Source organism: Citrobacter sp. Res13-Sevr-PEB04-36 (genome assembly GCF_015672735.1).
In the GTDB taxonomy this organism is placed as follows: domain Bacteria; phylum Pseudomonadota; class Gammaproteobacteria; order Enterobacterales; family Enterobacteriaceae; genus Citrobacter.
Genome location: NZ_JADABY010000035.1, coordinates 22,500 through 33,782, shown reverse-complemented (window position 1 = coordinate 33,782; position 11,283 = coordinate 22,500). Strand labels below are relative to the sequence as shown.

Genomic DNA, 11,283 nt, shown 5'->3' with positions numbered 1-11,283 from the left:
CTGAACGTTTCTAAAATAAGCAATGTCATTACGTTTAATGTGGATAAAGCGAGTATGGCAGAAGCTAAAAAGGCGGCTGCTGACTTACAGAAATACTTTGCTAAACTACAAGATCCTAAAATTAGATTTAAGACATTTAAACAGAATCAGCGAAGAGCGGAAGCCCTTTCCGATGATGCTAAACTAAAAAACGCTGTTAAATCGTCAGAATCTAAACAACAACGTATTGCAGATAAAGCCGCTAAAACTCAGGCAAGGGAACAAGCCAAAATAGCTAAACGTAATGAAACAGCAGACATCAAATTTAAATCTGCTGGCTTACAGCTTCGCGGAATTGCTGGAAAATACGGCGTAGACCCTGCAAAACAATACGAGGCTTTAAAGTTCATTCAGGAACAAACTGAACAATTCCGTAAAGGGGTTATCTCTTCTCAGAGAATGAATTTTACCATTCGTGAACGTATTACCGATTTACGCCGTGAGGCTGCATTACAAGCCCGTATCACTGCCAGCACACAGCAACAAGCGATTGCACAGCGTCAAGCGAAGAGAACGGATTACAAAGGCGCGGCGGCTGGTATCAAAGAGAAGGGGCTGAATGTGATCGGCGGCGGTGCTGGTTTTATTGGTGCTACTGCTGCCCTTGCGGGGGGCGCTGGCATCCTGTCTCGTATCCGTGACAAAGGGAATGAGAATCTGGAACTTGTCCGTATGTCCGAACGTACCAAACTGAATCCTAATGCTGTTAAGGCGATTGTCGCCTGGGGACAGCAACACGGCGTAGACAGTGCCAGCGTGGACAAAATCACTGACGGCTTCGGGAAAGATACGCGCGAGAAAATCAGTGAAACTCTGATGAACAGCCAATTCGATCAGAAGAGTGGTAAATGGAAGGGGGGCAACTCTAACATTGAAGAAATCCTCAACAAGTTTGGTTGGAACAAGTCGCAGCTTTCACAATACGAAGACAACCCTCTGGACTTCCTCCAGGCCAGTGTTAACGAAGGGCAAAGACGCGGATACTCTGACGGTGAACTGTCCCACCTTCTGGAAAACATTTTCGACGATGGCGCTCATTACCTCGATCTCTTCAAGAATAACGGTGAACAATTTATTTCGACTCTGAAAAAGCTGGTTGATAGCGGTCAGACGCTGGACGACGAGCAGATCAAACAAGCCTACGCTTACGGCGATCTGTCCGTTGCAATGGGTAATCTGGTGAATGGTGTTGATAACAGTCTATTCACTGGCTTTATGAAAGGCTTCGCTGACGGTGGCGACGAGCTTGTTAAAAACACGCAAGTTATCACCGAATCGGCTGGAATGCTTGGAGAGGGATTAGGAGATCTGGCTAAACAGGTGACGGGCTTTGTTGGTGAGATTTCCGGCGTAGTGTCTGATCTGAATGAAGGGCTTCGCTCCCGTTTCCCTCAGTGGTTCACTAATAGCGATAAGCCAGCGGCCCAGGCCCTCTACGATGGTGCTGTGGGTGGTTCTGCGAATGCTACAGCGGATTGGATTCAGGATAAGACGGGCTTCAATACTCGTTCAGTGGGGCCAGCTATCATGGATTGGTTGGGCGTTGGTGGCGGTAATGCTGGAACAGCGGCAAATCAATACAGCCTAAATGGTGATTCTCTTCGTGGTTCCGCAATGTCACTCAGCAGCGGCAATGCGCCAGTGTACACGGTGAATCCTACATTCAATCTAAATCTTGAGGCATCCGTACCGCTCACTATCGCCAGCGATAGCTCAAGATTAAGCGATTACATTGATTTCCAGGCGAGAGCTTCTCAAGCCAGCTTTGCTCAGTCGCTAACGCTGCAAATGTCGTCCGGTCAATCGTCTACAGGTGGGTGATACATCAAAGGGGCGTAAGCCCCTTTGATGGTTTCAACACTACAGCAATGAATCCACATTTTTAAAAGGGACAGATTTAATAAGATACCCCTGTAATCCCCAAATCCCCACCTCACGCAGTATTCCCAAATGTTCTCGATTCTCAATCCCTTCGATAATAACTTTGCCGCAGTGTTTTTGAATGGAAGCAATCAGCGGGTAGAAGGTTGGTTTCTGCACCTGCTGATTAAAGAAGCAGCGATCTACTTTTACAACCTCAAAGTATCCTTCCATCAAACTAACTACATTCGCGTTTCCTGCGCCAAGGTCATCGAGCCATAGCCCATTTACACCCTGGCTCAGTGCCTTTAACAAGGGGTTTTTTAATCCTTTATCTAAACCTAGGAAATTCTCAGAAAGCTCAAGTTTGATGAATGGCATCGATTCGAAAGTTTGTCTAAGTATGTAGTCATGACGTATCAGAAAAGCCATTTGCTGATCAATGTTCAGTGTACAAAATAGATTCTTTCGTTCGAACCACTTTTGCATACTGGCAATGTTTCCGCATTGTTCGTATAGGAAAAGCCGTTTCCTATCTAAATCCCAAGATGAAATTACGAACTCAGGATGAAGGGGGCGTCCATCTGGGGAAATGAAGCGAGTGAGAAGCTCAACGCCCAACAACTTTTCGTCAATGCTTACTATAGGTTCAGCAATGAATGTAGTATCCATAACAAACACCTTAAATTTCTACATAGGTTCATTCATAATGTGGTCTTTGTAACAAAAAATCAATAATGGTTTCTGTTATTTAAGTGTGTAACCTACTGAATTTAGTGGGTTTTTTTGGTTTTAGTGTTATGACTTTGATGCTTTTTTGTTACTGTTTTAATCTTGCTTTGTTCGTAAAGCAAGAATTAGCGTGTATTATTCATAAACAATAGCTTATTAATCTAATCAATTTGTTTATAAATAAGGGGCTTACGCCCCTTTTTCCGTTTCAGGGAAGATGATCTCTGGATAATCCACCATTTCCACATAGTCGGACAATTCTTTCATGGAACACCCCGCGCTGTATGTCTTGAATGCTTCTGTGGCTGCGGCTTGGGAAGAGTGCCCCGTGATGTAGCCTATACGCTGTTCGGGTACTCCGGCACGGTCAAGACACGTGATAAAATGCCCCCTCAAACTGTGAAAGCATTGGCGATCTGTAGCCATAGGCACTACGCGACGCCGTAAGCGGGTGAATGCCTGGGAATAGAACGGCCCCTTTTTCCCGTCTTTGCGTTCAATCTTGTTAGCCTGTGGTAACAGGTAATCTCCAGTGTTCAAACTCAGATAATAATCCACCATACCGATCAGAAAAGCGTGGATCGGTATGTGCCTAACCCCTGCTTTCGTTTTCGATTTGCTAATGAAGAAAGTCTGTATCCCTTCCACTATAACAACATCTGATTTTTTCAAGCTGGCGATTTCGTCCAGCCTTGCACCAGAGAACAAACCGATCAGAATGACGGCTCGTAGTTCTTCGTCTGCTTCGTTGAGCAGGGTAGATAGTTGATGCCATTCAAACGGCTGGTAGCTCTCAATAGTGCGCCGTGCTTCGAGGTTCATGCCGTGAAACGGATTAAGCGGCGCTATAGCGTCGTAGCGACGTTTGGCAAACTCATAGAGGCTTCCCAGTGACGTTAACCAGTTTTGCAGCGTCTGCCCTGCTACGCCGCGTTTCTGCTGTTCTTCGATGAAATCCGTAACCAGCCGCCGTCCTATCTGATCCAAACTGATATCAACTTTCCCGATACTCTGGAGAAAAACCTCCACGGCTCGCGCCGATTTGCTCAGTGTGGACAGTGAACGCCGATCCCGGTAAGCAGTGGCGTATTCGTCACGTAATAGGCACAGATGAGGAATAGAACTGGCTCGCTCCTCAATCAGGGGTTTGTTTTTATTCTTGCGGATCTGTGAGTGCAGGGAAGTGATCGCAAGCTGGATGCGCCTGTCCTCTGTATCTGGCTTGAATTGTTCTTTCAGGTTGTTCCACTCTACCAGCATGTTATTGCGGAAGTGTCGAGCCTTGTAAATGTCTCTTGTACCAGTGCTTTTCCGGTAGAGGCGCTTCCCGCCGAACATGTGGCGCATGTAAGCAGGAACGTAGATTTGAAACTGCCAAACGCCGTCCGGTGAAAGATAAAGATACTCCTGGCCCTTGATTGTCATGAGATTGATCCTCTAAAATCTCGCAATCAAGTATCAATAATAGTTACTATGTTGATTCTATGACCGTCGCGTTATGGAAAAATGAAACAGAGTTTCGATTCCCTTCGCCCGCTCCAACGCTTTTTTGTTAGTGGTCTACTCAAAACCCTTCACAATACTGCATGTAGATTTTTAATCGTGGCTAACGAAATTTGCTGCATAATCTGTACGGCAGGCATTTGGCAATTCACTTCACATAATTTTTAACTGCGCCGTAGAATATTGATTACTGCACAGCATTTGCCGTGATTTCTCTGAGTGAATATATAAAAAGGGTTCGCACTTAATCGAATGATTTTTATATATAAACTCAAACATAAAGAAAGAAGGGGAGATAGCCGCTGCAAACGTGACTATCTCCTGTTATATCCCGAATCAGGAATTCGGTTTATGGTTCTCAACCACCCAGACGGCTAGCTCTTTTTCCAGGGTTTGCGTTCCCGTCGTTGCCTTTACCTTCACCCAACTTTCACCTGCGGTATCCGTTCTCAGTTCAGAGTAGGCGTTCCCTAACTTAAAGCTGGCTTTATCCGGCGTCATCGTAAAGGTTCCGCTGCCGGGGTGGGCTTTGCTGCCCGCGCTAAATTCGACACTGCCGTTTAACGGGTTACCGAATTTATCCCGCAGTCGGGCCATAAAGCCCACCGGCTCAAGGTTGGCAACGGCATAGCCAGGATCTTGCTCCAGAGTGAGTACCGGATTCTGGGCATCAGCATTCAGCGTCAACGAAGTATTAGCCGAAACACGACTTCCGTGTTCATCCAGTATGGCGGTTAGCGTGTAACGACCCGCCTTATGGCCGTGGACATTCACGGTCGCAGTACCGGTTTCATCGGTGGTGACAAGCTTATTGTCAATCACCAGGGGATCGCGTGACGATGGACCTGTGGCCGTGATTTTCAGTTTACGATTGCTGACGCTGTTCCCTGACGTATCGGTCAGATGCAGGGTAAACGTCACGTTGTCCACGTCACTTACCACCGCCGACGCCGTTGATGGCTTGATCGCCAGCGATGCATTTTGCAGATCCGATAACACCTCAATGGCCTTACTGGTCGTAACGGGCCGATTGTCTTTTACGAAGGTTGCCTGCAATTGATATTTTCCGGCCTCAGAGGCAATAAAGGTTGTTGATGCCATTCCCTTTTCATTCAACGTCAGCACAGATTGCTTCAGTTGCAAGCCACTGGTTGGGTTGCTGGTCAGGCGCACGTCTCCGCTAAACGGATTATTCTGCTCGTCCACAACCTGTACCTGAATTTCATGCGCAGCTGATGGGTTCGCCACGATGCTTTCTGCTGGCGCGGTCAAATTCAGCACAGCGCTGTTAATATCAGGTACAAATTCCAGTTCAACGGACGAGGACTCAACACTGTGCTGCCCATCTGTAACCCTCGCTTTGACGGTGTAATGACCCGCCTTAACCGTGGTTAACGTCACCGTGGCATAACCGTCTTTATTGGTGGTGATTTTGTCCGGGTACACGAGCCCTTGTGGCGTTACGATAAGCTCCACTTTCTGTCCTTCAACCGACGCGGCGGTATTGTTGAGCGTGACCTCAAGCGTGGCGCCATCGCGACCGTTTGCTGCAATATTGGTTACTATGCCATTGTCTTTAGCTGCCAGTGACAATGTTGCGCCCGTCATTGCAGAGGCAAATGTCACGCTCAGCGATGAGCTGATGTTCCCCACGTTCAGCGTAACCTCATAGGTTCCCGGCGTTGAACCGATCAGCGAGAATGTTGCTTCCCCTCTGGCATCGGTCGTTGCAACGTTATCCCCATTCGCAACCTTTACCTGGGGTGGTAATGCCAGTGTGACCGTGTATCCGGAAAGTGCGTTGCCATAACGGTCGGTCAGGACAACTCTCGCAAGGTTGCTCTGCTTGCCATCTGCCAATGCATTATCTCTGGTCAGGGTAAAGACCTGAATTACCGGCTGCGTTTTGTCGGCAATCCAGTTCACCGATTTTTCCAACCCGGAGAAATCGTGTTTTTGTGATGTCACACCGATGCGCGTCGCCTGAGCCAGTTCGGATATTGCCTTAGCGGTATACACGCCGTCTTTCTCTTCTACGGAAGTAAAACGGACCTCGCCACTGGCTGAAACCACATAAAAACGTAAGCTATCATCACTGGTGATGGCGTTCCCGTTTTTATCTTTTGCCTCTAGTATTAGGCTAACAGGATATCCAACGACCTGTTCAATGGGTGTTACCGTCAATGTCGATTTTGCCGCCTCGGCGGAAACTGCCTTCAGCTTAACCGTCAGGGTTTCTGTTTTACCCAGTACTTTAGCGGTGATGCGTACCGTACCCGCAGTTAAACCTGGCGTCAGCGTCGCGGTATACACCCCTGAGCGGGTTTCCTGTACTTCACCGAGCTTGGGTGCTTGCGCCGAACGCTCATGGTTTCGCTGTGCGTCAGGCGTAAATGCCAAAGACAGCTCAATGTCATGGGCAAGCCCTGTTAACGGTTTACCATTGGCATCTTTTAGTACCAGTGTAACCGGATGCTGCGACTGCCCGTCAGCCGCGATGATCGGTTGATGCTCGCCGTTCAATGTAAAATCCATTGTGCCGACAGTGGCTGAACTCCCCGTCACAGTCACGTTCATCACCGCATAGTTAGAGACGTTTCCTTTAACATCTCGTGCTGTTGCGCCGATCTGCCAGTGATTGGTACCGCCTGGTGTATATGCTGGCAACGTCAGTTGCCATGACGTGCCGCTACCGGAAATGCGCCCGCCAGCGGCGGCAAATGCGCTATCGTTCCACTCTACCGACTGAATGCCCCAGCGGGATTTATCCAGCGAAATAGCCACAGGAATAACGGCGCCGCTTTCCCCCTGCACGCTCTCAGGCAGACGGATCTTCAGTACCGATTTTTTGCGGTATTCCAGAACAATATTGTTATTACGTTCGACAAAATCGTAGCGCCCGTGCTGAACTTCTCGCATCACCGCTACGTTGTCGCCGTCCAGTTGCTTCGCAAGCGGAATACCGGGGCGATAGTTAATCTCAATGCCGAATCGTGAATCATGCGTATTGCTCTCCCCCTGCTTGTGTTCAGCAGAAAGTGTAACCAGCGGAACAGGCGTGTAGCTGATCCCGCCCGTAAAGGCGTATGGATTTTCCTGCAGGTGATCGCTGCCAAAGAGGCCGACATTCTTGCCGTAATACTTTTCATATTTAAGCGATGCGCCCAGTTGCGGATACGACGGCAACCAACCTTCGGTATAGATATCCCAGCCATCCGCCGGACGTTCCTGATAATCATCCAGATCGTGGGAATCCTTCCATTTTGATAATCTGAAATAAGCATTCGCACCGGCATGTAAATAATCTCGCCAGTACTCAACGCCTGCACCCATACGTGCGTGATGACGACTTAAATCGTAGTCATAAAATACGTTCGCACCCAGCATTGAATTATCCTGAGTGAAGTAGCGATAACCCATACCAATATTAGTTTGGGTTCTGTCATCGGTACGGTGAAGCGATGTCTGGCTAAATAAAACATGCTGCTTTGTATCCATCCACGGATAAAGGAAATCGAACGCCGAATCTTTCAACGAGAAAGCGTCATCGACATTGAGTTGAATACGCGCATTACCGTATTGCTGCAGCCACTCTACCACCTCCTTCGTTGCCTGCGCTGAGACGGTATTGGCAGCAAAACTGCCCGCATGGCCGTTTTCAAGGCTTCTGCCAGCCTGCGCGGCGAGGGAAGACAGGCCGCGTAGTTCTTGCTGTTCGGCGGCGACCTGTGATGCCTTGACGGCTGATGCATGGCTGACGGTTGGCGTGAAGCTGAGAAGGGCAGGATACAGGGCCTGCAAAGCGATTGTTGACCATGCGACAACCTTATTAACGGGGCCTGTTGCCCCATTGCTCCGCGAAATTTTCTTATTTGACATTCGTAACTCCAATATCAATTAAAAAAATCAAAGGTTATTCCATGTACTGAACGGGATGCGTAATATATGTATTTGGTGGGAAAATTCAAGAGCTGTTCATTGCGCAGTTAACTGGATGTTTTTACATTATGCAGAGCTGGGGTTGTCTAACGATGTCGAATGTTTAAATAGATGATGTCACAAAAATACTTTTCTTTTTATAGTGGCGAGTTTAATATTGGCGCGCTGTATTTTAACCATTAGCGTACACTGCAAATAACAAATTAACAGGAAATTAATCTGCCTGTTCGTATTCTACCGTCATTCATAATACGCCGCGTTGACCTGACCGAAGTCGGCGCATTCGTACGATTGGCATGCTGAACGGTGATGGCTTCTCAGATATTTCTCTATCTAAGATTTAAAATAGTTAACATGCAAACAGTTACGCAATGGTCTTATATTTATTGGCAATTAAGAAACTCTGTTGCAAGGTTTAGCCGGCAAAATTGATCTAAATCCAGAATTCAATCCCAAGAGTATTAGGATAACTTAGTCTAAAATACTTTTTTTGCTTAAGAGCTTTCCTATCGCGTAGCAACCGTGTTCGCGTAGTGTTAAAATTCATGAGCTTTTAGTCTCTTCTTTGTAGTAGACGATGAGGCTCAGATCGTCAATAAGACGAATGAATTAAATGGGTTACAACCACATTGCTAAATAAGCGGCACTGTTTTTTTACATGGTCGGCAAGCGTCAAGGAGTGATGATAACCTATTGATAATGCTTATTTTTACTCTGGTGTAAGATATAAGGGAAGATATGTTCAGTATGCGTCGACATGCCAAATTCATTAAACGCTTTAAGTCTGTAAGTTGTTTATTTACGGCCAGTGTTCTTTTCCCCATGCAACTCTCTGCGGCAGTATCAGATTATGATGCATTGATTATTGAAGCTCGGGGCGGGAATAGCGCGCCGCTATTGCGCTACCTTGAGGATCAGGGAAAGAAAAGCGCGCTCACGCCTAATCAGGTTGCTGACTGGCTGCAAGTCTCCAGTTGGGTCGATAACAACGACAAAGCAACGATTGCTATCTGGCAGCAGTATCGCGGGAAGATGGATGTACCTGCACGCGGTAAAGTTGCTGCGGCACGTGCGTATCGCAATCAGAAAAGCTGGGATGATTCGTTAGCTATCTGGGAAAGCGTATTGCAGGAAGAACCTGATAACGCTGATGTCCGTACCGGTTGGATAATGACGCTGGCTGATGCCCGTTACAATCAACAAGCTTTGACCGAGGCGAATAAATGGGCGCGAGCGCATCCGGGGGCCGATTCCGATGCTTTGCTTGCCTACGTGTATCATTCGCAGAATAAAAACTGGGATGCGTTACTGGTCGCCAGTCAGGCGGTTGATGTCGACCCGGGCAACAAAAATGCGAAATCTACACTATTGTCTGCATTGGCAGCCAACCGCATTGCCGAACCTGCGCTGGAACTGACGGAAGAGGTTCCCACCTCCGATCCGGTTAAGCGTCGCCTTGCGCTTGATGCCGCAGCCGAAAAGGTGCGCTCCTCGTATACTACCGCGCGCAATGAAGAAGAACGTTTTCTTGTGGCAGATAAAGCCCTTGCCCGCTATGACCAACTGCTTACTGCCTGGAAAGACGATCCCGCAGCCCAGAGCGATGTGCGCCGGGCAAGAATTGACCGCATGGGAGCCTAGCTGGTACGCAAACGTACTGCTGAAGTCATTACGGAATACGAGTCACTGTCAGCCGAAGGTGAAATCCCCAACTATGCAAAACGGTGGGTAGCTTCCGCGTGGTTAAGCGAACGTCAGCCGGAAAAAACCGAAGCCATGCTGATGAGTATCTACTATCCGAACGGAGCGATACCCGTTACACCGCTGAGTCCTGAGGATCAGCAGGATCTGTTCTATGCGCATATCGATAATGAAAACTTTGTTGATGCCAAAAAACAGGTCGATGGATTGATCAAAGACAGCCCGTATCTGCGACGGATCTATGGTTCGCCTACGCCGCAGCCTAATGATAACTGGCTGCTTGCCCAGACGTTGCTCGCGCAATACCATATTGCCGCCAACGAACTGCCCGAAGCCGAAAAGTTGACGGAGCATCTGGCGCGCACAGGCTCGGGTAATCAGGGGCTGCGCATACTCTATTCTTCCGTACTTGAAGCCCGCGGTTTACCGCGCACAGCCGAAAAAGAGCTGAAGCTTGCGGAAGTGATCGAGCCAAGTAACCTGGAACTGGAACGTCAGCAGGCTTACGTGGCGCTGGATCTTCAGGAATGGAAGCAGGCCGATGAATTGACTGATGACGCCATCGTCCGTAGTCCGGATGATGAAGCGACGCTGCGCCTTGCTCGCATCCGCGATGTGCATAAGATGTCTGAACTGCGGATCAGCGGCACGCAGGGGATCTCCTCTGATAGCCCAGTCAGCGGTAAGAATGACTTCAACATTAATACCGCCATTTACAGCCCGCCAATCAATGACAACTGGCGACTGTTTACCGGATTCAACTTTGCCACCGGTGAATTTGAAGAAGGTAAAGGCATCAGCCGCGATCTGGCTGCCGGTGCAGAATGGACCTCCCGTGACTACTGGGCTGAAATGGAAGTTTCAGGCCGTAATTATGGCGATGGTCAGAAAATAGGTGGCCGTCTTTCTGGCTGGCATGATTTCAACGATAACTGGCGTGTCGGCGGTTCGGCAGAGCGCCTTTCGCGTAATACTCCCCTGCGCGCATTGCGTAGCGGCGTGTACGCCAACGGCGGAGATGTGTTTGTCCGCTGGTATCAAAACGAACGACGAGAGTATCAATTGTCGTTTGCCGCATCACATTTCTCTGATGGTAACGATCGCATCGAATACGGGCTTAGCGGAAAAGAGCGCCTGTGGACGACGCCGCGATTCACGTTGGACTTCACGCCGGGTATCGGTGGCAGTACTAACACCAAAGAAAATGTGCCGTATTACAACCCCAAAAGCGATTTCTCTGTGGTACCCGGCTTGAGCGCGGAGCAGGTCCTTTACCGACATTATGACACGGTCTGGACGCAACAAGGCGTCGGCGGTGTGGGTAACTACTGGCAGCAAGGCGCAGATGGCGGTGCGATAGTTCAGTTAGGGTATGGACAGCGGCTTAAATGGAATAACGTCGTGGATGGCGGGGTGATGCTGATGTGGGATAAACGCCCCTACGACGGTAAACGTGAGCGGAATATCTCCCTCGCTTTCGATTTGAATGTTAGGTTTTAAGGATAGAAC

4 protein-coding genes and 1 pseudogene are annotated in these 11,283 nt (G+C 48.5%); 2 read left to right on the top strand and 3 right to left on the bottom strand.

Translation table 11 applies throughout. The annotated features are described in order from the left end of the window. A partial coding sequence (locus tag IMQ48_RS10335; protein ID WP_230326364.1) for a hypothetical protein occupies positions 1–1,860 on the top strand: 1,860 nt, incomplete at its 5' end. Between the two features lie 39 nt (positions 1,861–1,899). Here the strand turns inward: IMQ48_RS10335 and IMQ48_RS10330 are convergent. The 3 genes from IMQ48_RS10330 to IMQ48_RS10320 all read right to left on the bottom strand — a co-directional run bounded on the left by IMQ48_RS10330 (position 1,900) and on the right by IMQ48_RS10320 (position 8,013). Further along, positions 1,900–2,571 (bottom strand): EAL domain-containing protein, encoded by a 672-nt coding sequence (locus IMQ48_RS10330; protein ID WP_003033848.1) that lies wholly within the window; start codon positions 2,569–2,571, stop codon positions 1,900–1,902. Positions 2,572–2,820: 249 nt separating this feature from the next. Then, a complete protein-coding gene (locus IMQ48_RS10325; protein ID WP_136346047.1) occupies positions 2,821–4,056 on the bottom strand; it encodes a tyrosine-type recombinase/integrase in 1,236 nt (411 codons plus the stop codon). Between the two features lie 414 nt (positions 4,057–4,470). Next, positions 4,471–8,013, bottom strand: a complete 3,543-nt coding sequence (locus IMQ48_RS10320) for an inverse autotransporter beta domain-containing protein (RefSeq protein WP_196208959.1) — start codon at positions 8,011–8,013, stop codon at positions 4,471–4,473. 798 nt (positions 8,014–8,811) lie between these two features. Here IMQ48_RS10320 and pgaA point away from each other — a divergent pair. After that, positions 8,812–11,274: pseudogene (pgaA, locus tag IMQ48_RS23210) on the top strand (poly-beta-1,6 N-acetyl-D-glucosamine export porin PgaA). The last annotated feature ends 9 nt before the right edge of the window (positions 11,275–11,283 follow it).

Bases quoted from the DNA above. Each gene is read 5' to 3' on its own strand.
- IMQ48_RS10320 (WP_196208959.1), bottom strand. From the start codon at position 8,013: ATGTCAAATAAGAAAATTTCGCGGAGCAATGGGGCAACAGGCCCCGTT.
- IMQ48_RS10330 (WP_003033848.1), bottom strand. From the start codon at position 2,571: ATGGATACTACATTCATTGCTGAACCTATAGTAAGCATTGACGAAAAG.
- IMQ48_RS10325 (WP_136346047.1), bottom strand. From the start codon at position 4,056: ATGACAATCAAGGGCCAGGAGTATCTTTATCTTTCACCGGACGGCGTT.